Source organism: Acidaminobacter sp. JC074 (genome assembly GCF_022496765.1).
Classification (GTDB): domain Bacteria; phylum Bacillota; class Clostridia; order Peptostreptococcales; family Acidaminobacteraceae; genus JABXKX01.
The window spans coordinates 1-25,373 of the sequence record NZ_VANV01000034.1 but is presented as its reverse complement, the minus strand read 5'-3'; the positions used below and the strand labels follow the sequence as shown (position 1 = coordinate 25,373).

Genomic DNA, 25,373 nt, shown 5'->3' with positions numbered 1-25,373 from the left:
ACACTAAAACACAATCCTAGGATTGTGTTTTTTTTATTGCCTTGTATTTTATTTTACCAGTTTTAAAATCATTAGCATGTTTAATACCCTATAAAGAGTAGGTTTGTAAATAAAATCATAAAAATCAAAGCAAATGGATAAGTTGCACCATAGCCTGTCACAACCTCTTCTTCATTAAACTTCTCAATGGCAGCTGCTAGACCAGGTGTAGAAGTCATACCTCCGCAAATACCGCCCACAAGATAAACTGTTTCTATCTTCAATAAATATTTACCAACTATCATCCCCACAAGGATACTTGTAATACCCGTTAGGAGCCCCACAAATAACAAGGCAAGACCGGAAGTTTTAACTGCAACCATGGCTGAGTAGCCATAGTTAAGGCCCACAATAGAAAGAAATAGGTTTAAAGATATATTTCTAATAATCTGTAACTGCTTGTGGTTAAACTGAAAGGAAACCTTACCAATAGACTTGATCGATCCAAGTATCAAGGCTGAAACCAATACGCCACCCGTCATCCCAAGTGATAAAGAAGCTGAATCTGTAATCTTTAACTTGAAAGACCCTAACAATATACCAAGTAGGATAACCAACATAAAAGCACCGATATTGAAGCCATACTCGTTTTCTTCTATAGGCTTATGAGATTTAGATACAGTGTTTTGAGCTCTGCCCATGATCTGAGCAAACAAAATAACCACTAAGACACCAGGCACATAGGCAATGGCATAACCAAGACCAACATTTGGACTGTTTGTACCAGCAAGTTCTAAAGCTGATGCTAGACCAGGCGAACTGGTTAAGGCTCCTACATACGATCCTATTACCTGATAAGGTGTATTAAGTCTAGAGATCATTATATAAGTCATAAGACCACCTGTTGCTGTTACAAAGAAACTAAGAATCATAAACTTAAGGCCATATTTTTTTAAGGTATTTATGATATTACCTGAAGCGGCTAAACCAACAGTGGCAATAAAGCCAATTAAACTCATCAAGAAAAGTGTTTTATCAATGACCAGATCTATAGACATAAAAGCCTTTAAAGAGTAGCTTAAAAATAAGCCTACAAATAAGGTTGCAGAACCACCCAGTTTAATGTGCTTGTATTCAATATTTCCAAGTACTTGTCCCACCATTACCACTAGGGCGATGATAAAGAGAGGGTTTGCAAGTATCCCCTTCATATAGCCTCCTTTTGTTGTTGCAAATAAAAAGCCCTTTAAGAGGGCATTAAGTTCAATAGAAGAATAGCACGCGAGTATTTCCATGTCAACAGGATCCTCAAGTAAAGTAATAAAGGTTTAAGTCATACGACTTAAACCTCCTTTAACGTTAATTAAGTTGTCGAAACCCGCCTTCTTTAAAACTCTTGCAGCATTCATGCTTCTTGAGCCTGTTGCGCATAGCAAAACGATGGCTTGGTCTTTTGATAGCTTATCAAGATGTTTATTTAGAGTTTGCAAAGGCATGTTCTTAAAGCCCTTTAACTTATGACTGTTAAACTCATTTGACGTTCTTACATCAATAAACTGGTATTTCTTCTTATCTTTTAAATAAGTTTCTAAAGTAGCCTGATCAATATGGGTCACTTTAGGTTCTGTTATCTTTCTAAAAATCAAGAAAGCAACAACAATTAAAACAATATAAATCATATGCACCTCCACCCCCCTACTATAGGGGTTTATCTAATAGTAACATATGACTATCTTATAATCAATATCTATTGTAAAAAACAGGTTTTCATCTTACACTAATACAGAAGGAGAAATTTTATGTGGAGTATTATTATCGTATTAATTGTTGGTATAGGCATTGGGAGTGTTTTAAAACCAACAGACAAGATCAAAAATATCATAAGCAAATTTCAATTTGTTGGTGTTACCCTCCTCTTATTTGCAATGGGGGCCGGTTTAGGACTTAACAAGGACTTACTTAACAACCTAAAAGACATCGGTTGGATTGGTTTTGTATTTGCAGTTCTAACGACATTATTCAGCATCATATGTGTTTATTTAAGTACAACTTTATTTGAAAGGAGAAGCAAATGACCATTTCAATTTTAGCAGCTATCGGGCTGGGAATCTTGGCTGGTATGACCATTCTCCCAGAGTCTATCGCACCCCATATGGATATGTTTACAACCATTGCCTTGAATATTTTGATCTTATTTGTAGGCATCGATATAGGGATGAACAAGTCTATCTTTAAGGATGTAAAGAAACACGGTTTACTCCTAATCATTGTGCCACTTTCAATTGTTGTCGGTTCTATAGCAGGTAGCTTAATTGCAGGCCTTATCGTTAAAATGGATAACAATCTCAGTTTGGCTGTTGGCGCAGGCTATGGCTGGTATTCTTTATCAGGCATCTTATTAACGAAATTACATAGTGCTGAAATTGGGGCTATTTCATTTATGACCAACGTCTTTAGGGAGATATTTGCCATACTCACCATCCCATTTTTAGCTAAGTACTTAAATGACTATACAACCATAGCACCGTCAGGTGCAGCATCCATGGATACCATGTTACCACTGGTATCTAGATACACCAATCCAGAGGTCGTTGTTATCTCTTTCTTCAATGGTGTTGTTTTATCTTCATTGGTACCAATACTCGTACCATTCTTTTACGCATTAAAGTAGCAGTCCAATGGACTGCTACATATTTTTTACACCAGAAGTAATATTATTTAAATTATTGATAAAAATATCAACCAAATCAGGATCAAAGTGTTTACCTCTTTGACTGTTGATATAGGCAAGTGTCTCCTCAATCGGCACAGCGTCCTTATAAATCCTCTTATGACTCATTGCATCAAAGACATCTATGATTGCCATCATTCTTGCATTTAAAGGTATCTCAAGCCCTTTCTTTCCTGCAGGATATCCAGAACCATCAAACTTCTCATGGTGATTTAAGGCAATTTCTGCTGCCATTTTAATAACTGGTAAGTTAGGATTTTTAAGAATTCTGTAACCATGATTTGTATGGGTCTTCATTATTTCAAATTCTTCTTCAGTCAACCTGCCAGGCTTTTTCAAAATTCTATCAGGAATAGCGATTTTACCTAAATCATGCATGGTAGAAGCTAACTTGATAAGCTCACTTTCTCCATAAGAATATCTGTTACAAAGGGCAAACTGATACATCATTTCTGAAATCCTCTTAACATGACTGCCTGTTTCTTCAAAGTGACTCTCAACCGTTTCAGCAAGGGCAAATACAATCTCCTTTTGAGTAATCTGAAGCATATTGTTTAAAATATAATTGTCCAGTGCAATTGAGAAGTTAGACAGGAATAAGTTGATTAACTGAAAATCTAAGTTATCTTTTTTACCGTCAATGTATATATAGTTGTTGGACTGGCTGTTTCCATGACTTTCAATGATAAAGCCCGTTTCTAAAGAATGAATCAAACCTTCCTTTGGTTCATCAGAGTTGATCCACTTGGTTATATAGTTGAGTTCACCTATGGACTCTACTTCCTGATTAACAAAGTGCTCATACTTACCCGTTGCTGCAATGATCTTATTCTGAGTAGATTGTTCTAAAATAACCATACCATCAGATAAAGGCGAAGCTTCTTCACGTATGTACAGCATCTCAATTGGATCATAATTAAATTGAGACAACTCATTTAAAATAGTTACTAAGAAGTCATCCAATGTATTGTGTTCAAATAAACTGGCACTGGCCTTGATAATTTTTTCAAGACCCTTTCTATTTTTTTCAAGGGTTTGAAGGTCTCTGTAATTTCTCAAGGAAGAATAAAGGGTCGTATTCAAGCGTTTAACAGTCAGTTCAGTTTTCAAGCGGTAGTCATTGATGTCATACTGCTTTATCACTTCTTCTTCAGGCGCTTCACCGGGCTGACCTGTTCTTAAAACAATTCTTGTCAGTTTATTCTCAAGTTCTTCTCTTAAGTACTTAACCACTTGAAGGCCGGAATCATTGTCCTCCATGACCACATCTAGAAAAACAATTGCTGTATCAGGATTGTCTTTTAGGGCTTGTTTGGTTTCCTTACCAGAATAGGTATCAATAAATGAAACACCCTTTCCTTCAAAGTTAAAATACTTTAAGATAACCCTGGTCACTCGATGGATTTCCTCGTCATCATCAGCAATGATTATTTTATAGGTATCTTCATATGTTATTTCGTCTTCTTGATCTTCTGCTAGAAAATCCATAGTATTATCAACCATATCTACCTCTTTTCAACTTCGCTTAAAGGAACTCTTATGATGAACTTAACACCCGATTCCTCATTTCTAAAACATTCTATTGTACCATTGAGTCTTTCTACAACCAGCTGATTGACGATAGAAAGACCAAGTCCTGTTCCGCCATCATCTCTTTTGGTTGTGTAATATGGTTCAAAGATTTGCTTTAGAGCATTTTCTTCAATGCCTACGCCATCATCTGTATAAGTAATTGTCAAGTAATCTGTCTTATTAACAGAAATGGTTATAGACCCTTCTGTTTGATCCTTAAAGCCATGAATAATGGAATTCATAACAAGGTTGGTGATTACCTGAGAATAGATACCTGGATAAGAATAAATTCTTACATCATGACACGCCACCACAATTTTATGACCTGCTCTTTTATACTCATGTTTTAAGGTCTTTACAATCTTTTCTATATAATCACATAGATTAAAGTCAATTTTTATGCCATTGCTTTGATAAGAAGATATTTCTTTAAAATCTCCTATCAGCTTAGCAGCCCTATGTAAGTTTTGATTAAGGATTTCAGTGCTCTCATTTACATTGGAAAAATACTGTTCCAAATCAGACTTTTTAAGCTTGCCTTCTTCAAATAAGTTAAGAACCTTTTGATTTTGCACGTCGATAAAAGAAGCTGCTGACACTGCAACACCAAGGGGTGTATTGATCTCATGTGTGATCCCCGGAACAAGCTCACCAAGTAAAGCCAGGCGTTCTCTATCAAGATAAGAATGCCTAACTGCTGTTAACATTTTTTTAAGTCTTTCTACTTCATTTTCTAAATCTTTTATTTTGTCATCCATATTTGCCACCTTATATATTTTATATCTATCTTTATATTTATCCAAAATAGAGAGAAATAATCAAAAAAAAACGTCCATTGGACGTTTTAAACATATTTACCTGCTGCTTTAATTCTTGAGCTGTCCATAGCGCTGCATGGCGTTACTGCATAAACCATGCCACATGAGCAAGCATGCTCTAAAGTAGCCATTTCTACCATCTCATTACATGATTCACATTCAAACTTATGAACCATAGGCATTTTATTCTTGTTAAAGCCCATCATTCTAATTTTTTGTAAGATGGCCATGCCATCTGTCATATTGCCACCACATCCGTCGTGCATTTTATACCTCCTAAAAATCCTAAATCACTATACAAAATAAAAGCTGCCGAAGCAGCTATTATATTAGTTTAAAACAAAGTTCTTGATGTCTTCATCAACATCGCCATTAGGTGCAATACCAAAGCTTTCAACCAATACGTTTGCAACGTTTGGAGATAAGAATGATGGTAATGTTGGTCCTAAGTGGATGTTCTTAACACCTAAGTATAGAAGTGCTAATAATACTGTTACAGCCTTTTGCTCATACCATGCAATGTTGTAGAAGATTGGTAATTCATTGATATCTTGAAGCTCAAATACTTCTTGTAATTTCATTGCAATGACAGCTAATGAGTAAGAGTCGTTACATTGACCAGCATCTAATACTCTTGGAATACCACCGATATCGCCTAAACCTAACTTGTTGTATCTGTACTTAGCACAACCAGCAGTTAAAATGATTGTATCGTTTGGAAGCGCCTTAGCAAACTCAGTGTAGTAATCTCTACCTTTTTGTCTACCGTCACACCCAGCCATAACAACAAACTTCTTAACAGCGCCAGTCTTAACAGCATCAACAACCTTATCAGCTAATGCCAATACTTGATTATGAGCAAAACCACCAACAATCTTACCAGTTTCAATTTCAGTTGGAGCTGGTAAAGTTTTAGCCATCTCGATTACTGCAGAGAAGTCTTTCTTACCATCTACAGCTTCAATGTGTGTACAACCTGGGAATCCTGAAGAACCAGTTGTAAAGATTCTCTTTTGAACGTCACCCTTAGGAGGCACGATACAGTTAGTAGTGAATAGAATTGGACCATTGAAAGTTTCAAATTCTACATCTTGTTTATGCCATGCATTACCATAGTTACCTACTAAGTTGTCATATTTTTTTAACTCTGGGTAGTAGTGAGCTGGTAACATTTCACTATGTGTATAGATGTCAACGCCTGTACCTTGAGTTTGATCTAATAATTGCTTAAGGTCGTTTAAGTCATGACCAGAGATTAAGATTGCTGGATTGTTTCTAACACCAATATTTACTTCTGTTAACTCAGGGTTACCGTAAGCACCTGTGTTAGCAGCGTCTAATAACGCCATTGTCTTAACTGCAAATTCACCAGTTTTAAGCGTTAATGCAACTAATTCATCAGCAGTTTTTTCTTCTGTAATTGCTACTAAAGCTTCTTCAACAAAAGCAACAATTTCAGTGTCTACTTTACCTAAGTTTGCTGCATGCTCATAGTAAGCTGCTAAACCTTTTAAACCATATGTGATTAATTCTCTTAAAGATCTTACATCTTCATTTTCAGTTACTAAGATACCTACTGTTGAAGCTTTTTCATCAAAACTCGCTCTTTCGCCATTCCATGTTAAAGAATCATGTGTAGGGTTACAACCTTCTGTATTAAGACCATCTCTGATTGAGTTTCTTAATTGTAAACCAGCTTCAATTTTGTCTTTAATTACTTCACCATCAAAGTTTGCATTTGTGATTGTAGTAAATAAAGCATCCATTATGTAAGCTTCAGCTTCTTTACCATTTTTACCTTGTGATCTTGCGCATTGATTTACTGCCGCTACACCTTTAGTTACGTGGATTAATAAATCTTGTAGATTAGCTACATCTGCAGGCTTACCACAAACACCTTGCTTTCCTGAACATCCTTTATTACCTGCTGCTTCCTGGCATTGGAAACAAAACATTTTTGCGTCTTTTACTTCAAACATAGAACTTCCTCCCTTTGTAGTAGTTACAATTATCTTCTTAATTCCCGTGAGAATTATTTTTATCTTTCTTACACCAATAACTATACTATAACAGTCAAGTATTTTCTGTACCATATGTTACAAAAATAAATAAAATCCATTTTTTATTATGCTTTTGTTTCTTTATAACCTTTATTATTAACAATATGCCAACTTTGAATCAAACTATTAAACACGCTAGCGTAAATATTAGAATTAAATCGGTTGTGTATACTGTAGGTAGATCTGCTATGTAATGTATTGAGATTTTTTTAACAAAACTTGCACAAAATAAATCTGTATAAAACTATTTTATTACAAACAAAATCACGCAAATTATAGATTTGCTGATATAATAGCAATAGGACTTGAGGAGGTTAACTTGAGATTAAATAAAATCATGGTATTGATCTTGGTGATGCTTTTAGCAACAGTTAATACCGTATATGCAGGAAACGAAGTAGAAGTAGCTATACCAGAATTTGAAATTGAAATTGGTGAACAAGCCATTGACAATGTTCACAATGAATTTCCATTGATTCTCTACAATGATATTACATACTTCCCTATGACTTGGAACTTTTCTAGATCACTGGGTTTATCATCAGATTGGAACAGTCAAACAGGACTAAGCATTGCTCAAACAAGCGAAACCGAGAAATTAGTTCAAGATAAATCTGTAACTAATGATTTATCAAGAACATACAGGGCGACAATTGCTGACTTTGATATCAAACTAAATGGTAATGCCATTAACAACAGTACTGAAGACTACCCCATCTTACTCTTTAGAGATGTGACTTATTTCCCACTAACATGGAAATTTACAGTCGATGAATTCGGTTGGGATTCAAATTTTGACCAAGAAAAAGGTCTACGTATCTCAAACAACAGGATTCAAACCACTGTTCATATTGACAACAGCGACAACAATACCACAAGTGTATCTGGTGTAAATAATTCATCAGTTGTTGTCACAAACAATAACATCGACAACAGTGTTAATGACAGCAACAATACCTACAATGATTATTCGACCCATATCACAAATAACATCGATAATAGTGTCAATCTTGAAACAGAAGCTAAGTTAGATGAACTTTTAGAGCAAATCCAACAATTAAATGATAGCAGTTTGAATAAGGGTAATATCTTGATTTCATATTTTCTAAAAGATAGTGAAACAGGTGCACCGGTCGCTAATGCCCAAGTATATCTGAACAATATGCCAGTAGCTGTCAGTAATGACACGGGTCTTGTAGAAATCGATGTCTATCAATATGCTCAGTATATGATTCAAATCAAACATGATGATTACTACTCAGTAACATTTAATCAAGCATTTAATGATTCTAAAATTATCAATCAATCACTACAAAATAAACTGACCTCTAATATCATTAAACTCGGTGTTGATAACATCGTTTTAAGAGAAGTAGAAACTGAAATCATAGATGGCAGAAAAGTAGACAAGATTGATTACAAGTTCGAATCTGATGATAAGGTACTGGGACTTTGGGAATCAGTGGATTTTGTTGATCAACCAACAGATTTTATAGCAGGCCTAAAAAGCTTCCCTGGTGATCTATACTTAAAGAACCTTGAATTCTATAAAAATGGTTCTACCAACCATGCATGGTCTTGGACAAAAGGACTTGCCTTACATGATGATGATAATACAGCCTCTAGATATTTTATTGCAGAAGTCGATGGCGAAGTGTTCTTATTCTTTGAATGGAAGTCAGGCGATTACACCATTCGTGGTGATGAACCAAATTATTATGTCTTAAAAAGAGTGGTTTCCAATGACTAATAAGCAGCACATCGAGTGCTTCGTTACTTATGAAAACCAAATTTTCAAACCAAAAAAGATGCTACCTCTTAATGGGAGCATTCTTGTTTGTTCTATATTCTAAAATAAGAACATCATTTCCTTGTGAATGTGAGATATAAGTAACTGATTAAGCGTACTTTATTAGAGTGCGCTTAATCTATTTATATAAATCATATATTTGAATCGACAATTTCCTTTAATTGTACATTGCTATTTATATACCTATCCCGACTGACTTGTCCATTAACATGAATAGCATTTGAAGGACAGTGGTGCAAACATGCAAAACACATAAAGCACTTGTCGCTTAGTTTTATCTTTCCTTTTTCGTGGTCCACTTCAATATTATCTACCGGACATACCTTCGAACAGATACCGCACTGTGTACAAGAATCTTCAACTTGCAGATAGTTATCAATACCTTCACCATAAACATGCACCTTCAGTCTTTTTTCATTGAAAGGTCTTCCCGCTCTAGAGGCCATGTAATTAAAAGCTCCCTTTTGAAGCATATTCTCTTTTAAAAGCCACTTTTTTGAAGACTCAATGTCCAACTTAATAGCTTGCAACTGCTTACTAACTTCTTTCTTATGTTCATTGGCTATTTCCTTTTTCATATCAAAGGTAGGTACATAGTTGTCTACCATTTTTATTCTATTAATGTAATCGAAAGAATAGCCAGCATCTATACTTATATCATGTAAGTGTTTGGCAACTGCACCAGAGTATATACCATAAGTCGTAACAGCAAACAAATATCTGCAGTTGAATTTAGCTTTTTTAAGAAAGTCAACCAGATAAGATGGCACACCCCAGGCGTGTAGAGGAAAAACAATACCTATCTTATCATCTGAAAATTCATAAATCCCCTTCTTGTCCATTTGCGGGATCGAAAGCAGTTCTCCTCCCAAAGCCTTGGCTATATAAAGGCTATTACCCGTAGCCGTAAAATAAAGTATCTTCACCTTAAACTCCTCCTATATTAAACTTATAAAATCAATTGATACTACTTACAGATGCCATCTTACACCTGTTGCTTTTTCTGATAAATCCCATAATCTCTTTGATACATTTTTGTCTAAAGCATGTGCCTTGATGCCACAGTTTCCAACTGGTCCTACCCAGTTAGAACGGCCTGTTGGTCCATAAAATCCACTTTCATCTAGATTATCTTCAGTCGCACACATCAACTCTGGATAGGCGCCTTTTTCTGCAGATTGAACCATAGGTGATAATTTCATTAAACCAAATGTAATTCTCATTAATAAAGAACCACTGGTGGTAATCAAAGAAGTAGCTGAAGAGCCTGGATGACAGGCATAGGCCTTAACATTTTTCTTTCCAGCCTTTTTTAGTCTATCTTGCAATTCATAAATGGTCATAATTTGCGCAAGCTTACTTTGACTGTATGCATCATTAGCCTGATAATCTTTATCCCAGTTCATATCATCAAACTTAATGGTTTTGATGCCCATGTCATAACCCATACTCCCAACGGTTACAATACGACCATTAGATTTATCAAGCATATCAAATAAGAGTGCTTGTAATGTGAAATGACCATAATAGTTCACACCAAGTTGACTTTCAAATCCATCTACGGTCAACACTTGCTTTGGTACTTGTGCTATTGCGCCATTACACATAAGAGCATCAATGCGATCTACTTCTTCTAATACTTGATTTGCTGCCTTTTTTACAGAAGCTTGATTGCCTAAATCCATGGTGATAAATGTTACATCCACATTTTCTCCAAGCTCATCTTTAATCTTTCTTATATGTTCTTGTGACTTACTAGGATTTCGATTTAACATCACTACTTTCCCACCTTTAGAAGCAAGTATTCTCGCGGCTACAAATCCTGTACCACTAGTCGCTCCTGTAATAACATATGTTTTACCACTTAATGACTTAATCCTGTCTGGGGTCCATCCTTTACGTCCAAATCTTGTGTCTGCCATTATTCCTCCTCATTATCTTATGAAAATAAGCAAATCAATGTAACTATTTTTTCTAATATATGAAAATTTTAACATTACAAAGTTATAAATGTCCGTCAACTTTCAACAAGGCTTTACTTACCTAGTAAAAACTCTTTTACTTCATCATTAAAATCTGTGTTAAAAGCTTTTGAAAAAGTCTCCATACCATGTAGTCTTGATAATCTATTGGTTTGCATCATTGTAACTGTACTGCTGGTTAGTGTTGCCATTTTTTTACTCTGCAGTGAACTTATATAAGCATCATTACTCTCCCAAATCTGACTGACTTTTTTAGGCCAAGCACCTTTAGCTTCCCTATTATCAATTAGAAGACATACTGTTTCTTTGTCTTTCATAGCGAATATTAAGAGTTCAGCCATTGCCTTTCCTTCTTCCATATTAACTATAAAACTTGTGTTCTTAATAAAAAATATGTTTCCTTCTTTCCAATAGCTTGTCGTCTTAGGTAAACTCTTATCAAACAAATTACTCATCATATTCCTCCTCATAGGACTGTGTCATCTTTACGTTCTTTACTATACATACATCATACATGAGACTAAATGTCATTCACATGCTTTTATGTGCCAATCTAATTGCTTTATGTGCCAATCATCCAGTTACCCCATGCTTCACTCTAAACTGTTTAACCGTTAAACCAGTCCATTGTCTAAAGGCTCTCATGAAGACGTACATGTCACTATAACCTAGTAAATAAGCAACCTCATCAGTAGATAAAACACTGTTCATCAAAAAATTCTTGGCCATAAGCTCTCGTGTGTGGTTGACTTGTTTAACAAAAGTTGTGTTCTCTTCTGATAGCTTTCTTTGCAAGGTTCTTTTAGATAAAGCCATATCTTTAGCAACCACTTCTATGGTCCCATTTCCTGCAGGAATCAACTCCATTAATAAGGTTCTAACTTTAGCCGCAAATGTATCATCAGTTTCTAGTTCTTCAATTCTCTTTTTAAGTTCCGGCTCCAAGTAGTGCCACATCACATTGTTTTTGGTTATAAAAGGCTCATGTACATCTTTTAATGAAAAATGCAGTCTATTGACATCAGACAAAACAGGCTCAATGCCAAAATAGTCACTTATCCTTTTTGGACATTCATCAACAAGCTCTATTTTTGTAGGTATAATCTCCATACCAGTGCCAGCACGTATCATATTGATCATAGACATGTTTTCTGTAAGGGCAACAAGTCTCGGCAACTTTGTCTTATTTTCATCATCAAAGGTAAATTCTAGTGTCAACTCATGATCATTCACAACAACATAAACAACAAAAGGTCCAATCAATTTCTTATACTCTGCCACTCTTTTAAAACATTCCATACCATTACTGGCACATAGGCCGGCAAATATGGGAGGTGAAAAAGCGAAAACCTGGGAAATATCACTGTACCTGATCATCGATTCATCATCCATACTCTCTTCAATGGCATTCATGAGTCTAATATAATGGTCTCTATCAATATAGATGCCTTCCTTTTCCATATGAAGAGGCAATCCAGCAATCTTATAAACTCTTTCAGATGAAATACCATAAGACTCTAAATACATTTTATATTCTTTACCTATCCAGTACATTCTTTTCATATATATCTCCATTCATTTTCAATCTTCTTTATAATAACTCTACCCCTAAAGCTCAACTTTTAAAATAGCATTTAGTGCCAGACTTTAGCTTTATGTGCCAAATCAAATTATAAAAAGACAAATCATGAAAAATCACAATTTGTCTCTAGTCTTGAATCTATGTTTAACTATTTAGAAAGTTTTTAACATCATCATTAAACTCACTGTTAAAAGCTTTTGCATACTTTTCTACACCACCAAATCTAGCATGCCTGTTCATTTGCATAGTCGTTATGCTACTATTTGTCAGCGTGGCAATTTTTTTAGTGTACACCATTTTAGAAGAAGCATTATCAGAAGCACTTGCTTCTAAAACATCTTGCGGCCAAGCACCTTTTGCCTCACGGTTATTAATAACGATCCCCTTTATAGATGAATCATTCATAGCCATGCCAATCAGTTCACTTATGGCCTTATTCTCTTCCAAGGTGATTAGAAAACTTGTATGTTTGATAAAGCATAAGTTGTCTTTTACCCAGTAACTTGTTGTTTTTGGTAGTTTACCATTAAAATTAATCATATTATCCTCCTTGAATCCGATTAGACTCTACTACTTGTTTCTAATATGATTATAATTAAATCAAGCAACAAATCCTGTGATATTCTTGGACACGATATGAAGATTCTTGCTAAACAAGCTCTTTAATTACTCAGATTTATCCTTAATTCTGATCAATATATTGCCTTGTTTCTTTCTATCTTCCACGTATTCATGGGCTTTTACGATATCGTCCATACTCATGATTTTATCAATAACAACATCTATTTCCCCTTGATCAAGCATTCTGACAAGCTCTATTAAATCAGCTTCCTTTTGGGGAGATGTTGTACAAATGACTTTTCTTCTATCTGCCTTGACTCTTTTAGAAAATCTCTTATGTTTGCCAGAAGGATTCCCAACCATTAGCAAACCTGAAGCTTCTAGAGATTCAAAGGCCTTTTCAACGGGTGCTTTACCAACGATGTCAAAGATAACATCATACTTATCACTTAAGTTATAGAAGTCCGTTACATTGTAGTCAATGACTTCATCGGCTCCTATACTTTTTAACATATCAAACTTATCGCTGCTATCAACAGCAGTAACATATGCACCTTTTCTTTTAGCCATTTGGATTGCCAAAGTACCTATGCTACCTCCAGCACCATTGATTAAGACTTTATAATCTTCTTTAATACTGGTCTTATCCATAAAGTGCATGGCTTCTAGACCTCCAACTGGTAAACATACTGCTTTTTCACTAGAAAGGGAGTCAGGAATTAATGTGTGGCAACCCATGCCAGGCTTTTCTTTAATAGAAATATACTCACCATAACCACCCATACTAATACCTAAAGCTGCTACAAGTCTGTCACCTGCTTTGTACTTGCTAACCTCATTGCCTACTTCAACGACCCTTCCTACCATCTCTTGACCTAAAATTCTGTTTCGAGGTTTAAAAAAGCCCAAATACAATCTTAAAGCCCATTTAAAGAGAAATGGAAATTTTAAAGCTCTAAGTTCGCAATCGCCTGCTGTAACTGTAGAAAGTTCAACTTCAACCAAAAACTCATTTTCTCCATAAGTGGGTAGATCAGATTCTCCAATCTCAAGTACTGAGGGCGGTCCATATCTATTCCATTTAACAACTTTCATACGATTCACATTGCTAAAATATCATTATCCACTTTAACAAGCTCTCCTTTCTTATATAGATTTGAATTCAGCTGTTTCATATGCTGTCCAGCTTTCATAATCATATTATACCCAATCAGTATAAAAATACTAAAAAAACAGAAATAAATTACTTATTCCTGTTCTCTTATGCATAATATACTTGCTTAATATTAGCCATTGTCCTTGATGGCATACTGTGATTTCATATGCTTTACATATGCTTCATCACCATTTTCCTGTCTCATAGAAATCAGTTGTTTGGCATCCTCACCTGCAATGTATCTGATCTGGTCAGTACCATCTGTCGCAGCCTTAAAGATGACTTCTGCCACCACTTCAGGTTGACTGTACATATCAGGACCAGCAGCTTGCATCATAGCCATCATGTTCTCAACATATGGATTATAATCTGTTACTACATCAGATGCAGCAAACTTCATCGACCTGCCACCAAAGTCAGTGGCAATGTTACCAGGTTCGATAAGTTTAGCCTTAATGCCTAATCCTTCTAGTTCATAGGCAAGTACTTCCGTAAAGCCTTCTACTGCAAACTTAGTAGAATGGTATGTTGAAATGAGTGGGAATGTGATCTTCCCCCCCATAGATGAGATGTTCATAATAAGGCCTTCTTTTTGCTCTCTAAACTTAGGTAGGAAGGTTCTCGTCACATCCATTAAACCAAATACGTTGACATCAAACTCTTTTCTAATTTGCTCAGGTGTAGAGATTTCAAAGGGACCATATAAGGCATAGCCTGCGTTGTTTAAAAGTGCATCTATTTTTTCAAAGTCTGAACTAATAGACTCATAAGCCTTATCAATAGATGTTTGATTGGTTACATCTAACTGATAAACATTGATGTTTTCAATCTTTTGAAGTTCCGTCTCCTTGTCAGGACTTCTCATGGTTGCAGCGACTTGCCAATCATTTTCTGCAAAATATAATGCTGTCGCACGACCAATGCCTGTAGATGCACCAGTAATTACAATTGTTTTTTTCATAGTATTTTTTCCTTTCTTATCTTTAAGTTGAGTCAAGTATACTATTAATCCCATTTCACAAATATGACATACCGCGCCATAAAAATAGCAAATTCCGCCTAACATCTTTATAACAATGATATCTACTCGTTAAGAGAAGCTCTTTCTGGGTATTTTTATATAATAGGAGAGTCTTTTACAAGTTCAAATGCCCTATCATCCTAGAATTGTTTACTAACGTGTTCATACATAGTATACTAAACAAGTCTAGTAGATACCTAGATCAAGGAATACACTTGAAGACTATCAAAATCCTTTTAGATAGTTTAAACTTAAATAAAGGAGCCAATAGATGAAGAAAAAATATTTAGAAATCGTTCATAAAAGTCATCTCTTTCAGAACATGACCATGGACGAAACAGAAAATATATGCACAACACTTAACAATAAAATCAATCAGTTTAAAAAAGGTGAAACCCTCTTTGATGAAGGTGATCACTGTGAGAGTCTAGGCATCATTTTAGAAGGTAAGGTGGAGTTGTCGACTTATTTTATATCAGGTGATGTTTCCAACTTAATTACAATGGGACCGGGCGATATATTTGGTGAAGCTGTTTTGTTCTCACCAAAAGACGACTACCCGGTTTCAATAACTGGTGTTACTGCTACTCAAGTCCTTTTAATAGACAAGAAAACACTCATTGAAACCATGGAAACCCACCCTATTTTTCTAGAAAACTACTTAAACATCCTTTCTAGAAAATTATTGTTTTTAAATGATAAGTTTAAATTATTGTCTTTAAGTACCATCAGGGGAAAGATTGCTCATGTTCTAATTAAGTTATCCAAAGAACAAGACAGCCTGACAGTTAAACTGCCCTTTTCAAAAGAAAAAATGGCCCTTCATATCTGTACAAGAAGACCCTCTCTATCAAGAGAATTATCTAAAATGAAACATGATGGTCTTATAGACTATGAGAAATCTACAGTTAAAATATTGGATTTTGACGCCTTGGCAGATGAGTTATTCTAGGAGGTTACAATGTATAAGACTATTGCAAATGTGTATGATTATATCTTTCCACAAAACCAAATGCAACTTAACTTCATCAACAGCATTTCTGAAATAAAAGCTGATGATGATATTTTAGAGATCGGCTGTGCTACTGGAAACTTAACAGACCTGCTTAAAAGAAAATCCGATAAGGTTATGGGAATCGATCTAGATACCGGTCTTCTAGAAGTCGCTAAAAGAAAGTACCCTCATATGGACATTAGAGAAATGAACATGTTAGAAATAGAAAGTCTTCATAAAAATTTTGATAAGATTGTTTGTTTTGGTAACACCTTAGTTCACTTGTCTAATAGACAAATGGTGACAGACTTCTTTAAGAGTGTCTATAAAACACTTAAACCAGGCGGTAGCTTTGTGGTTCAAATCATCAACTATGATAGAATCATCGAAGGAAATATCAACCATTTAGCAACCATCGACAATGACCATATTCAATTTGTTAGAGATTATATAATACACGATAAGACTGTGGATTTTAAGACAAAACTGACCATTAAATCTGATGGCACAGTCATAGAAAATTCAATTCCTCTTCTGACACTTAGAAAAAAGGAAATTGAAGACATGCTTCAGGACATTGGTTTTAATCAAATCAGCTTTTACGGCAACCTTAAAGGTCAGCCACTTACAAGTCAGTCAGTTCCTTTATTATTTTCTTGTGGGAAGTAAATATGAAAAATAGAATTATAGCAGCACTCGCTTTTATTATTATGATTGGTAGTGTTTTATTGATAAGGCTTAATCCCGGACTCTTTGATTTTTCTGTCATTCATAATTTATTCGGACCTAACATACTATATAGAGAGCATTTTTCAAGACTGCCTCTCTATGTTGGTTTTATAGGCATAGCCATCACTCTGTTACATGGTCCTATTTTCTGTGGTTATCTTTGCCCTTTCGGAAGCTTTCAGAGATTTATGCATTTTCTCGGAAGAAAAATAGGTATCAACAAGAAAATGGCTTTAAAACTTCATCAAAAGCTGTCTTCAGTTAAATACCTAGTTTTGATAGGATTTGTTTTTACCATACTCACAGATAATGTCATGGCTTATATCAATCTAGATGCCTACCATGGTTTTATCAGACTCTTTTTTGGAGGTATCACCCTTATAGGCGGTAGTTATTTAATCTTAATAACGCTGATGAGTCTCATACTAGAAAGACCATTTTGTAATTACTTATGTCCATATGGTGCAAGTTTAAATCTGATTGCTTCCATTAGAACTTTAAGAGTCACCAGGCATGAAGACAAGTGCATCCACTGTAATATGTGTGATAAGGTATGTCCTGTTCAAATTGAAATCACAAAATCAGAGACTGTAAAAGACGTCAACTGTCTTTCTTGCAGTAAATGTATTGATGTATGTCCTAAAGAAGGAGCTATAAACAAAAAATTCTCACCAATCGGCGCCATGCTCAGCATCGGTGTTATGGGCCTTCTTATTTCCTTCTATCAGGTTCAAGAAATGCCTGTGATTGCAGATGACTTTGAACTGCCACCACCTGCTGAGGAGATAAGTCAAACAGTCATCGAAGAGGATGTTACAGAAGAAGAGATCGTCTTAAAAGAATCTTCTACAGAGGACTACTACTCTAACCCAGTAGATTTCATAGATGCGAACTTACTATCCGAAAAGAATGCGGCTGCCCTTTTAGCTCATCAAGAAGCTCTGAGGATTGAAGCCGAGAAGAAAGCTGAAGAAGCAAGAATCGCTAAAGAAGAGGCTGATCGTAAAGCACAAGAAGAAGCCGATAGGCTTGCTAAAGAAGAAGCAGACCGCAAGGCACAAGAAGAAGCCGAAAAAGCGTCTGCCGGTCTTTATAATGACGGCACTTACAAGGCTAGGGTCAATGCTTACCAACCTGGTATGGTTGTACAAATTGTTATAAAGGACGATGTTATTCAATCAGTCGAAATACTAGAACATAATGAATCCAGGTCTTATTATAACTTTGCAACTCCAAAAGTAATAAAAAGCATTCTAGATACCAACGGTACAGATGTTGATACTATCGCTGGATGTACTTACACAAGTAGAGGTGTTATAAATGGTGTTAATGCATGTTTGAATCAGGCAAAAAAATAGACTCGCAAATGCGAGTCTTTTATAGTTCTAACTTTAAATCATTTTCTTTAATCCAGCCGATTTGTCTTAAAATATAGGCAAAGGCCAGTGAAAATGCCATCGGTAATAGAAAATGTACAATCAGTATTGGCGCATAGATGCTGGCTCCTGAATAGCCGACAGCCTCCATGGCTTCAACAGTACCAAACTGTCCAACAAGACCACTGGTTCCCATACCCGATCCTATAGCTGTATTTTCTAATTTAAACACAATGGTTGCAATTGGTCCCGTTATGGCCGATGCCAATGTCGCCGGAATCCAAATACGCCAGTTTTTAACGATGTTAGGCATTTGAAGCATAGACGTGCCTAATCCTTGTGAAAAGAAACCTGACCAGCCGTTTTCCTTAAATGAAATAACCGCAAAACCGACCATCTGTGCTGCACAACCTGCTGTTGCAGCTCCTGCTGCCAAACCGCTCAAACCAAGCATAATACCAATCGCTGCACTTGAAATAGGTAAGGTTAAGGCCATACCCATGAGTACAGAAACAATAATAGACATCGGTAATGTGTGTAACTCTGTTGCAGAAACAATCATTTGACCAAAACCTGTCATAAATGCATTAATCGGTCCACCTACTAAAGAACCTATTAAGCAACCTGTAATGATGGTCACCGATGGCGTTACTAAGATGTCGATACGTGTTTCTTTTGAAACCATTTTACCAAACTCAGTACCAACTACAGCTGCAACAAATGCGCCTACAGGACCACCAAGTGCAGCTCCTACAGAACCCGTTAAAGTTGATGCGAATATAACCAGTGGCGGTGCTTCTAAACCATATGCTATTGCTACTGCAATTGCAGGACCAGTCATCGCTCTAGCAACTGGCCATATTGTCTCATACAAAAGCGGAATATCTAATTTTAAACCAATTTGATTTAAGATACTTCCTATAATAAGAGATGAAAACAAACCATAAGTCATATAAGACAAGGCCGTTATCAAATAACGTTTAGTAGAAATCTCAATATTTTTCCTTTTTAAAAATCCTTTAAATTTACTCATTTTTCTCCTCACTCACTTTATGCTACATCACTTTTATACACCAAACTGGTCAACATAGCAAGGCAAGTTAAGAGATTAACAAACTTAATCGAGATTAAAATCAGGACCATGAAGCGCTTTAAGGTAAGTCATCACCCTGTCTGTGTTCACATCTAAATACTTTTCTACATCATCAGATATAGCCAAAATGTAGTTCATATAGTTGACTCTTCTTGCAATCATCAACATCTTCATTTCTTCCTCATCTATGTCAATATCCCTAATAGACCTATAGCCTTTAAAAAATGCTTTTTTATAATCTTCATAATCGTCGTCTAATTGATAATAGAATAAGAAAATAGAAATATCGTGTATCTCATAACCCACACAGGCATCTTCGAAGTCAAGAAGCCTTAAGGAATTTCTATGAAGCCTCACATTGTATGGATTGAAATCACCATGAATCAAGAAAGGCTTTTCATTGTAGAGTTTTGCCATTCTTTCATCTAAGTAAGGAATCATGTAATCCAGAAGTTTATAGGTTTTATCACTCACCTTAGAACGATATTTGTCCATCTTATAAAAATAGTCATCTCCAGAAAAATACAGGACTTTATCTAGACGTTTTGGATTTAAAGTCTTGGGTAATTTATGAGTGCTTGTTACCTCATGTACTTTTGCCATGATCCTACCAATTTCGTAAAAATGCTCAACCTTTTCATTTTCGTCCAAATCTTTTCCTGGCAGCCACTCATAAACAGAGACACGCTTTTTTACGTCATCATAAGGTGTATCCAAATAGGTAATGAAATCACCTTGTTTATTCTTTACAGGTACAGGTACCTGAATATCTGTATTTTCTTTAATCAACTGTAGAAAATGCATTTCTACTAGAGCATCGTCCATATTGGAATTGATTTCTTGATAAACCTTTACAGCATACTTCTTACCCTTATCGTCAAGGACTTTATAGAAGATATTTGTTGCTTCTTCTAAGAAGGTCATCTTTTTTACATCAATATCGTAGTGTTCTAGTCCTAACTCAATTATTTTTTTACTACGCCTAATACGGCCCAACCTTGTTAAGTCATCAAAATTTTTCATAACAGCCTCCCCTCTTTAGCTTATCATGATTATGTGCACTTTTATTTTACAGAATTATTTCACCAAAAAAGAGCCACAAGGGCTCTGTATTATAGGTTCATCATAATGTATGGTCCAAATATCAAGGTGTGAAAAGCAATATCAGTGATATAAAAAGGTATATACTCAGTTATTGGATTATCAAAATGACGGTGCTTATTGATGACCATATAAGTGTAAATGGCCAGTATATTGGTCACTACCATAAAAGGTAAAGTATAGTTCTCTAGTATCAAAGGCAAAGTGATACGACTGACAAACTGTGCCTGTATAAATATCTTAGCCAAATTGTGTAGGATAACCATAATGATAAAAACAGCGGTGTGATGTTTTTCAAAAAAAGTAACAAATAGCATATAACATGGCATAATAACAAGCATGGTTACAGCCAATATAAATATGCCCACTACAATCATATAGGTTGGCACCTTCATCAAGACATCAATGGTTTGATAGAAGATATCCAGTAGCCTTTCTGATGTCAGAACTAAAGAGGCCTCAATATAATCTGGATCATCAGAGGCTATTCTGACTGTCATGGTCCCTCTTTTAAGTTCTCCCCAGATCAAATAATCGTATGTATCACCTTTTAGATATGTATACTCTCTTGGTCCTCTATAAGTCTTTGTTAAAGCCCTTATCTCCTCTGTTTCTAGGTTGTAGGCCATGATGTTGAAAAAGTTATGATAGGATTTTCCCAGTAACCTTGCTGGTTCTTCATGATTCATAAGGACAATCATTTCATTTTCTGAAATCAAATCAGTCCAATCTTGAAGCTTCTTATAATTTTTAGAAAAAACAAGGGATTCTTTACTTAAATCATATTTGTAAAAATTCAAGTATGTTGTACCAAACTTCATATCTTTGACATTGATTTTATAAGCTTCTAGATCATCAATGCTTGTAACTTGAAAGTCAATTGGCTTTAATCTGAGTTCATCTACTAAAAGCGGTGCTATAGAAACAGATTTTAAGAGGTGACCTTCCTTGTCATATAAATCTTTCTGAATCATCCTGATACCATCTATAATGGTCAAGTAATACAAGGTATAGTCATCATCATATGTAACAACATTCACCACATCATAAGCTTTGTTTGGCATTTGAAGTTCAATATGACCCTTAGATGATAAGACTTCTAAATTATCCTCTTTTTTTACCATAACATGGCTATTTGAAATATGATAATTAGGATGATCTATATCAAATTCATATGTCTGCTGAACCTTTAAGTCCTTGTTAAACTTAAAGCATGAAAAACTTTCTCCTGATTTAATAACCATTTCAAAATAATCATCATAAGCTGTTACATAGATTTCCTCAGCAGGTGATTTCAACTTCAAAAGTTGCCCTTGTCTGACCAAATCCAACTTATCCGTATAAACCTTGTACTTTACAGTTTCATTATCAAGATAGACAATATTTAGCTCATGGTTAAATGTCATGTAAGACAGTTGCCTTTCAAAAAAATCCTCGTAATCAGTGGATGTTTCATAGCTAAATAAGGGTTCATCTTTAGACCAGCCCTCAGATGGCAAGGCTTGATATTCATGAGTCATATAGGCATAGAGCCCTACAAGGATAACAAGCACTGCTGCAATTAAAACTGTTTTCAAAAGTCCCTTAGAATACATACTTTTTCCCCCATAGTAATATGATAGCACATAATTAAAGATCTATCATAATTACTTGCCACTATATTAAATACATACTAAAATGTAGGTGGAGGTGACTATGAAAATCAGAAATGCAGTATTAAAGGATTTAGAAACTATAACCAACATAGAATTAGAATGCTTCCCAATTGCTGAGGCAGCTAAAAAAGATGCCATAGAAGACAGAATCACAACTTTCTCTGATGGCTTTTTAGTAGGCGAAGTTGATGACAAAATCATCGGTTTCATTAATGGAGCAGCCTTTGATGGTATGACCATTAAAGACGAATATTTCTCTGATATGAAATACCATTCAGATAAAGGTAAAACACTGGCTGTTTACGGTCTAGATGTTCAACCTGACTACCAACATAAGGGTTATGCAAGAAAACTTATGAATGCATTTATTGAATATGGAAAATCGAGCCAACGAAGCTTTATCATCCTAACCTGTAAAGAACATCTTTTACAATATTATGAGAGCTTTGGCTTTGAAAATAATGGCTTATCAGAATCCAGTCATGGTGGTGCCAAATGGTATGACATGACCTTAACTTTATAAGAGGAGAAAATATGACTATACTTGTATTGGGCGGTTCTACCTTTGTCAGCAGAAGCATTGCTGAACATTTTATCAATGAAAACTATCAAGTAGACATCTTTACTAGAGGCATTAAGGAAATCCCTTACTCTGGCTATAGAAACCATATCAGAGGCGACAGGCACAAGCCCGAAGACTTAGAACAGTTAGTAGATAAATACGACTACGTCATCGACATTACCGCCTATACGGAAATGGATGTTAGACTTTTACTTGAACACTTAGATACAAGCAGACTTAAACGGTTTATCTTCTGTTCCTCAGGTGCCGTTTACTGTCCAAGTAAGAACTTAATAAAAGAAGATTTTCCACTAGGAGAAAACCACAACTGGAGAAAGTACGGCTTAGACAAACTTCAAGCAGAAAACTATCTGATGAAGGCCTATGAAAAGGACCAGTTACCTCTTGTTATCTTTAGGCCGACCTACTTATATGGTCCAGAAAATGCCTTGTATAGAGAGTCTTATTTCTTCGACCAATTAGAAGCTGGACGACCAATTAAGGTGCCTAATAGTCAAAATAGAACTCAGTTTATACATATTCATGACTTATGTTTGATCGTCTCAAGTATGTTGAAAAATGATGCCTGTATCGGCCAGGCCTACAATGTAACCCACGAACATATTTATGATTTTAATGACATGTTAGATGTATTTGAAAAAGTAACTGGTAAACATGTAGAAAGAATTCTAACCGATGAGCAGCCATCGAGAAAGTATTTTCCTTATAGGGATGTTACCTATACCTTAAGTATAGACAAACTAAAAGAACATGGTTTACATGTTCCTAAGTTCGATCTTTATGAAGGTCTTAAACAGACTTATGAATGGTACAAGAAAACCAATCCAAAACTTCATGATCCATTTATGACTGATATATAGAAAGCTTGTGCTTTCTATTTTTTAAATTCAATGTAAGTCAGTTCTGATTCTAAGAATCTTGCAATCGAGTAAATGGTATCTGATAGACGATTGACATACTTCATGACTGTATCCGATACTTCTTCAAGTGATTTTAAAGTAATCATTCTTCTTTCAGCTCTTCTACAAATGGTTCTTGCCACATGCAAATGTCCGGATGCCAAGTTGCTGCCTGGTAAAATAAAAGCATTTTCCTGGTCCATAATCGATGTGAAGTGGTCAATTTGCTTTTCTAAAAAAGTAATGTCTTCTTCTGTTACTCTTGAAACAAATTTTCTATAGTCTGATGTAGCCAGTTCCCCCGCCACGTCAAACAATGAACGTTGTAATTTTGAAACCAAATCTTTGATTTCTTTTTCTTCTATATAGTTTTTAGCAAGTCCTAAACTTGAATTTAATTCATCAATGGTCCCATAGCTTTCAACTCTAATATAATCTTTAGATACTCTAGTGCCATCATATAAACTTGTTGTACCCTTATCTCCTGTTTTAGTATATACTTTCATAGGCCATCCTTTCTCTTCATATTCATACTATACCATAATGGTATAATATTAAACATACTTTATATTTTCATAATAATTTCTTTTTCAGCTAAACCGTATTATAATAGACTTACTTAATGGAGGCATAAAATGAAACCTATATTACCAGACATAAAAAACTATTATGATGTCAACAAATTGATACAACCCGGTCCAAATGCTCACATTGGTCTGAGTGTGCCACAAGTTATCCGAGAGTACGGTAGCATCAAAGGTAAAATGAAAGATCTACCCTATGTACTACCCTATATGATCCGTTGTATTCGCGAGAGTAAGAATTCATACAAATATATCAATTACCAACCCAATCAATCTAAGCAAATATCCGATCAAGCGCTTAAAGAATTTGAACAATTATGTTCCGACATGGGCATAACTGAAATCGGTTATACAAAAGTTGATCCAGATTTTATTTTTAAAGACAAGGGCATTTTATTTGAAAATGCCATCGTCTTAATAATGGAGATGAACAAGGATAAAATCGATACGGCACCTTCTTCAATAGCAGTCAGCGAAATCTTTAGAACTTATATGACCTTAGGTGTTATTGTTAATAAGATGACTACCTTCTTAAAGACACAAGGACTCAACGCCCAAGCCGGACCGGCTATAGGGGGAGATGTCAATTATCCTATGCTTGCACAAAAAGCAGGCCTAGGTCATACAGGCAAACACGGCCTTTTGATTTCACCTAAAAGTGGTCCAAGTCTTAGGATAGCTTCCATATATACAGACATTGAAAATCTACCCTTTACAAGTGGTGATCATGAGTGGATTGAATCGTTTTGCAAAACGTGTGGTAAATGTGTCAAAGCTTGTCCAGCTGATGCTATTTACGATCAGCCTGTCATACTGGATGATGGTTCTAAAGAATGTGTGGATTTTAAGAAATGTGCCGTACCATTTTCGAACAATCACGGCTGCACACTTTGTGTAAAGAAGTGTACTTTCTTTAAAGGCAAATATGAAACCATAAAAAAAGGGGCTGTCGAAAGTAAATAATTAACAAAACAAAAATGAACTATGAATCAGATGATTTATAGTTCATTTCTTTTATTTATCAATTGGTAAAAATTACAAAAAGGAAAAGTAGATCCGATGTCGAATCTACTTAGTATACATAGTA

26 protein-coding genes are annotated in these 25,373 nt (G+C 35.3%); 9 read left to right on the top strand and 17 right to left on the bottom strand.

Features of this window, described 5'->3' with window-relative positions; all coding sequences use genetic code 11:
* Nucleotides 1-80: 80 nt before the first annotated feature.
* A complete protein-coding gene (locus EZV73_RS25945) occupies nucleotides 81-1,190 on the bottom strand; it encodes a YidE/YbjL duplication (protein ID WP_240843399.1) in 1,110 nt (369 codons plus the stop codon).
* A gap of 117 nt (nucleotides 1,191-1,307) precedes the next feature.
* Nucleotides 1,308-1,658, bottom strand: a complete 351-nt coding sequence (locus EZV73_RS25940) for a rhodanese-like domain-containing protein (RefSeq protein ID WP_240843397.1) — start codon at nucleotides 1,656-1,658, stop codon at nucleotides 1,308-1,310.
* A 120-nt stretch (nucleotides 1,659-1,778) separates the two neighbouring features.
* On the opposite strand from EZV73_RS25940, the gene EZV73_RS25935 reads away from it, so the two are divergent.
* Both EZV73_RS25935 and EZV73_RS25930 read left to right on the top strand, forming a co-directional pair.
* Complete coding sequence (locus EZV73_RS25935) at nucleotides 1,779-2,054, top strand: LysO family transporter (RefSeq protein WP_240843396.1); 276 nt, start codon at nucleotides 1,779-1,781, stop codon at nucleotides 2,052-2,054.
* Nucleotides 2,051-2,650: a lysine exporter LysO family protein gene (locus EZV73_RS25930; RefSeq protein ID WP_240843394.1), complete on the top strand. Its 600-nt coding sequence runs from the start codon at nucleotides 2,051-2,053 to the stop codon at nucleotides 2,648-2,650. The genes EZV73_RS25935 and EZV73_RS25930 overlap by 4 nt, the downstream gene beginning before the upstream one ends.
* A gap of 15 nt (nucleotides 2,651-2,665) precedes the next feature.
* Here EZV73_RS25930 and EZV73_RS25925 read toward each other — a convergent pair whose 3' ends face one another.
* The 4 genes from EZV73_RS25925 to hcp form a co-directional block, all read right to left on the bottom strand.
* A complete protein-coding gene (locus EZV73_RS25925; protein WP_240843393.1) occupies nucleotides 2,666-4,213 on the bottom strand; it encodes an HD domain-containing phosphohydrolase in 1,548 nt (515 codons plus the stop codon).
* A 2-nt stretch (nucleotides 4,214-4,215) separates the two neighbouring features.
* Nucleotides 4,216-5,040 carry a sensor histidine kinase gene (locus EZV73_RS25920; RefSeq protein WP_240843391.1) on the bottom strand — a complete coding sequence of 275 codons (825 nt, stop codon included), beginning with the start codon at nucleotides 5,038-5,040 and terminating at the stop codon, nucleotides 4,216-4,218.
* Between the two features lie 86 nt (nucleotides 5,041-5,126).
* Entirely contained in the window at nucleotides 5,127-5,366 is a 240-nt protein-coding gene (locus EZV73_RS25915; RefSeq protein WP_240843389.1) for a hypothetical protein, read from the bottom strand.
* Between the two features lie 63 nt (nucleotides 5,367-5,429).
* A complete protein-coding gene (gene hcp / locus EZV73_RS25910; protein WP_240843387.1) occupies nucleotides 5,430-7,079 on the bottom strand; it encodes a hydroxylamine reductase in 1,650 nt (549 codons plus the stop codon).
* Nucleotides 7,080-7,479: 400 nt separating this feature from the next.
* On the opposite strand from hcp, the gene EZV73_RS25905 reads away from it, so the two are divergent.
* Entirely contained in the window at nucleotides 7,480-8,910 is a 1,431-nt protein-coding gene (locus EZV73_RS25905) for a hypothetical protein (RefSeq protein WP_240843385.1), read from the top strand.
* A 191-nt stretch (nucleotides 8,911-9,101) separates the two neighbouring features.
* Here the strand turns inward: EZV73_RS25905 and EZV73_RS25900 are convergent, their stop codons facing one another.
* From EZV73_RS25900 to EZV73_RS25870, 7 genes are all read right to left on the bottom strand, one after another.
* A complete protein-coding gene (locus EZV73_RS25900) occupies nucleotides 9,102-9,896 on the bottom strand; it encodes an EFR1 family ferrodoxin (RefSeq protein ID WP_240843383.1) in 795 nt (264 codons plus the stop codon).
* Between the two features lie 45 nt (nucleotides 9,897-9,941).
* The gene (locus EZV73_RS25895) at nucleotides 9,942-10,892 is read right to left on the bottom strand and encodes an SDR family oxidoreductase (RefSeq protein ID WP_240843381.1); all 951 of its coding nucleotides are present in this window, start codon (nucleotides 10,890-10,892) and stop codon (nucleotides 9,942-9,944) included.
* A gap of 113 nt (nucleotides 10,893-11,005) precedes the next feature.
* Nucleotides 11,006-11,407, bottom strand: a complete 402-nt coding sequence (locus EZV73_RS25890) for a hypothetical protein (RefSeq protein WP_240843379.1) — start codon at nucleotides 11,405-11,407, stop codon at nucleotides 11,006-11,008.
* Nucleotides 11,408-11,525: 118 nt separating this feature from the next.
* Nucleotides 11,526-12,515 carry an AraC family transcriptional regulator gene (locus EZV73_RS25885; RefSeq protein WP_240843377.1) on the bottom strand — a complete coding sequence of 330 codons (990 nt, stop codon included), beginning with the start codon at nucleotides 12,513-12,515 and terminating at the stop codon, nucleotides 11,526-11,528.
* A 163-nt stretch (nucleotides 12,516-12,678) separates the two neighbouring features.
* On the bottom strand, nucleotides 12,679-13,074 hold the full coding sequence (locus tag EZV73_RS25880; protein ID WP_240843374.1) for a hypothetical protein: 396 nt from the start codon (nucleotides 13,072-13,074) through the stop codon (nucleotides 12,679-12,681).
* A 126-nt stretch (nucleotides 13,075-13,200) separates the two neighbouring features.
* Nucleotides 13,201-14,190 carry an NAD(P)-dependent alcohol dehydrogenase gene (locus EZV73_RS25875; RefSeq protein WP_240843372.1) on the bottom strand — a complete coding sequence of 330 codons (990 nt, stop codon included), beginning with the start codon at nucleotides 14,188-14,190 and terminating at the stop codon, nucleotides 13,201-13,203.
* A 191-nt stretch (nucleotides 14,191-14,381) separates the two neighbouring features.
* Nucleotides 14,382-15,212 carry an SDR family oxidoreductase gene (locus EZV73_RS25870; protein WP_240843370.1) on the bottom strand — a complete coding sequence of 277 codons (831 nt, stop codon included), beginning with the start codon at nucleotides 15,210-15,212 and terminating at the stop codon, nucleotides 14,382-14,384.
* Nucleotides 15,213-15,543: 331 nt separating this feature from the next.
* On the opposite strand from EZV73_RS25870, the gene EZV73_RS25865 reads away from it, so the two are divergent.
* From EZV73_RS25865 to EZV73_RS25855, 3 genes are read left to right on the top strand one after another with little or no spacing between them, the layout of a single operon-like run.
* Nucleotides 15,544-16,224 carry a Crp/Fnr family transcriptional regulator gene (locus tag EZV73_RS25865; RefSeq protein ID WP_240843368.1) on the top strand — a complete coding sequence of 227 codons (681 nt, stop codon included), beginning with the start codon at nucleotides 15,544-15,546 and terminating at the stop codon, nucleotides 16,222-16,224.
* A 9-nt stretch (nucleotides 16,225-16,233) separates the two neighbouring features.
* A complete protein-coding gene (locus EZV73_RS25860) occupies nucleotides 16,234-16,935 on the top strand; it encodes a class I SAM-dependent methyltransferase (protein ID WP_240843366.1) in 702 nt (233 codons plus the stop codon).
* Nucleotides 16,936-16,937: 2 nt separating this feature from the next.
* Nucleotides 16,938-18,353: a 4Fe-4S binding protein gene (locus EZV73_RS25855; RefSeq protein ID WP_240843364.1), complete on the top strand. Its 1,416-nt coding sequence runs from the start codon at nucleotides 16,938-16,940 to the stop codon at nucleotides 18,351-18,353.
* A gap of 19 nt (nucleotides 18,354-18,372) precedes the next feature.
* Here the strand turns inward: EZV73_RS25855 and EZV73_RS25850 are convergent, their stop codons facing one another.
* From EZV73_RS25850 to EZV73_RS25840, 3 genes are all read right to left on the bottom strand, one after another.
* On the bottom strand, nucleotides 18,373-19,404 hold the full coding sequence (locus EZV73_RS25850) for a PTS transporter subunit IIC (RefSeq protein WP_240843362.1): 1,032 nt from the start codon (nucleotides 19,402-19,404) through the stop codon (nucleotides 18,373-18,375).
* A gap of 84 nt (nucleotides 19,405-19,488) precedes the next feature.
* Entirely contained in the window at nucleotides 19,489-20,487 is a 999-nt protein-coding gene (locus tag EZV73_RS25845) for a phosphotransferase enzyme family protein (protein ID WP_240843361.1), read from the bottom strand.
* 89 nt (nucleotides 20,488-20,576) lie between these two features.
* Nucleotides 20,577-22,160 carry a hypothetical protein gene (locus tag EZV73_RS25840; protein WP_240843360.1) on the bottom strand — a complete coding sequence of 528 codons (1,584 nt, stop codon included), beginning with the start codon at nucleotides 22,158-22,160 and terminating at the stop codon, nucleotides 20,577-20,579.
* Between the two features lie 100 nt (nucleotides 22,161-22,260).
* Here EZV73_RS25840 and EZV73_RS25835 point away from each other — a divergent pair, with 100 nt between their 5' ends.
* Both EZV73_RS25835 and EZV73_RS25830 read left to right on the top strand, forming a co-directional pair.
* Nucleotides 22,261-22,743: a GNAT family N-acetyltransferase gene (locus tag EZV73_RS25835; protein WP_240843359.1), complete on the top strand. Its 483-nt coding sequence runs from the start codon at nucleotides 22,261-22,263 to the stop codon at nucleotides 22,741-22,743.
* Nucleotides 22,744-22,754: 11 nt separating this feature from the next.
* Nucleotides 22,755-23,663 carry an NAD-dependent epimerase/dehydratase family protein gene (locus tag EZV73_RS25830; protein WP_240843358.1) on the top strand — a complete coding sequence of 303 codons (909 nt, stop codon included), beginning with the start codon at nucleotides 22,755-22,757 and terminating at the stop codon, nucleotides 23,661-23,663.
* Nucleotides 23,664-23,677: 14 nt separating this feature from the next.
* Here the strand turns inward: EZV73_RS25830 and EZV73_RS25825 are convergent, their stop codons facing one another.
* The gene (locus EZV73_RS25825; protein ID WP_240843357.1) at nucleotides 23,678-24,208 is read right to left on the bottom strand and encodes a cob(I)yrinic acid a,c-diamide adenosyltransferase; all 531 of its coding nucleotides are present in this window, start codon (nucleotides 24,206-24,208) and stop codon (nucleotides 23,678-23,680) included.
* Nucleotides 24,209-24,337: 129 nt separating this feature from the next.
* On the opposite strand from EZV73_RS25825, the gene EZV73_RS25820 reads away from it, so the two are divergent.
* The gene (locus EZV73_RS25820) at nucleotides 24,338-25,249 is read left to right on the top strand and encodes a 4Fe-4S binding protein (protein WP_240843355.1); all 912 of its coding nucleotides are present in this window, start codon (nucleotides 24,338-24,340) and stop codon (nucleotides 25,247-25,249) included.
* The last annotated feature ends 124 nt before the right edge of the window (nucleotides 25,250-25,373 follow it).

What these genes read in the sequence shown, in the direction of transcription:
- EZV73_RS25945 (WP_240843399.1), bottom strand. Translation starts at nt 1,190, where the DNA reads ATGAAGGGGATACTTGCAAACCCTCTCTTTATCATCGCCCTAGTGGTA.
- EZV73_RS25940 (WP_240843397.1), bottom strand. Translation starts at nt 1,658, where the DNA reads ATGATTTATATTGTTTTAATTGTTGTTGCTTTCTTGATTTTTAGAAAG.
- EZV73_RS25935 (WP_240843396.1), top strand. Translation starts at nt 1,779, where the DNA reads ATGTGGAGTATTATTATCGTATTAATTGTTGGTATAGGCATTGGGAGT.
- EZV73_RS25930 (WP_240843394.1), top strand. Translation starts at nt 2,051, where the DNA reads ATGACCATTTCAATTTTAGCAGCTATCGGGCTGGGAATCTTGGCTGGT.
- EZV73_RS25925 (WP_240843393.1), bottom strand. Translation starts at nt 4,213, where the DNA reads ATGGTTGATAATACTATGGATTTTCTAGCAGAAGATCAAGAAGACGAA.
- EZV73_RS25920 (WP_240843391.1), bottom strand. Translation starts at nt 5,040, where the DNA reads ATGGATGACAAAATAAAAGATTTAGAAAATGAAGTAGAAAGACTTAAA.
- EZV73_RS25915 (WP_240843389.1), bottom strand. Translation starts at nt 5,366, where the DNA reads ATGCACGACGGATGTGGTGGCAATATGACAGATGGCATGGCCATCTTA.
- hcp (WP_240843387.1), bottom strand. Translation starts at nt 7,079, where the DNA reads ATGTTTGAAGTAAAAGACGCAAAAATGTTTTGTTTCCAATGCCAGGAA.
- EZV73_RS25895 (WP_240843381.1), bottom strand. Translation starts at nt 10,892, where the DNA reads ATGGCAGACACAAGATTTGGACGTAAAGGATGGACCCCAGACAGGATT.
- EZV73_RS25890 (WP_240843379.1), bottom strand. Translation starts at nt 11,407, where the DNA reads ATGAGTAATTTGTTTGATAAGAGTTTACCTAAGACGACAAGCTATTGG.
- EZV73_RS25885 (WP_240843377.1), bottom strand. Translation starts at nt 12,515, where the DNA reads ATGAAAAGAATGTACTGGATAGGTAAAGAATATAAAATGTATTTAGAG.
- EZV73_RS25880 (WP_240843374.1), bottom strand. Translation starts at nt 13,074, where the DNA reads ATGATTAATTTTAATGGTAAACTACCAAAAACAACAAGTTACTGGGTA.
- EZV73_RS25875 (WP_240843372.1), bottom strand. Translation starts at nt 14,190, where the DNA reads ATGAAAGTTGTTAAATGGAATAGATATGGACCGCCCTCAGTACTTGAG.
- EZV73_RS25870 (WP_240843370.1), bottom strand. Translation starts at nt 15,212, where the DNA reads ATGAAAAAAACAATTGTAATTACTGGTGCATCTACAGGCATTGGTCGT.
- EZV73_RS25865 (WP_240843368.1), top strand. Translation starts at nt 15,544, where the DNA reads ATGAAGAAAAAATATTTAGAAATCGTTCATAAAAGTCATCTCTTTCAG.
- EZV73_RS25860 (WP_240843366.1), top strand. Translation starts at nt 16,234, where the DNA reads ATGTATAAGACTATTGCAAATGTGTATGATTATATCTTTCCACAAAAC.
- EZV73_RS25855 (WP_240843364.1), top strand. Translation starts at nt 16,938, where the DNA reads ATGAAAAATAGAATTATAGCAGCACTCGCTTTTATTATTATGATTGGT.
- EZV73_RS25850 (WP_240843362.1), bottom strand. Translation starts at nt 19,404, where the DNA reads ATGAGTAAATTTAAAGGATTTTTAAAAAGGAAAAATATTGAGATTTCT.
- EZV73_RS25845 (WP_240843361.1), bottom strand. Translation starts at nt 20,487, where the DNA reads ATGAAAAATTTTGATGACTTAACAAGGTTGGGCCGTATTAGGCGTAGT.
- EZV73_RS25840 (WP_240843360.1), bottom strand. Translation starts at nt 22,160, where the DNA reads ATGTATTCTAAGGGACTTTTGAAAACAGTTTTAATTGCAGCAGTGCTT.
- EZV73_RS25835 (WP_240843359.1), top strand. Translation starts at nt 22,261, where the DNA reads ATGAAAATCAGAAATGCAGTATTAAAGGATTTAGAAACTATAACCAAC.
- EZV73_RS25830 (WP_240843358.1), top strand. Translation starts at nt 22,755, where the DNA reads ATGACTATACTTGTATTGGGCGGTTCTACCTTTGTCAGCAGAAGCATT.
- EZV73_RS25825 (WP_240843357.1), bottom strand. Translation starts at nt 24,208, where the DNA reads ATGAAAGTATATACTAAAACAGGAGATAAGGGTACAACAAGTTTATAT.
- EZV73_RS25820 (WP_240843355.1), top strand. Translation starts at nt 24,338, where the DNA reads ATGAAACCTATATTACCAGACATAAAAAACTATTATGATGTCAACAAA.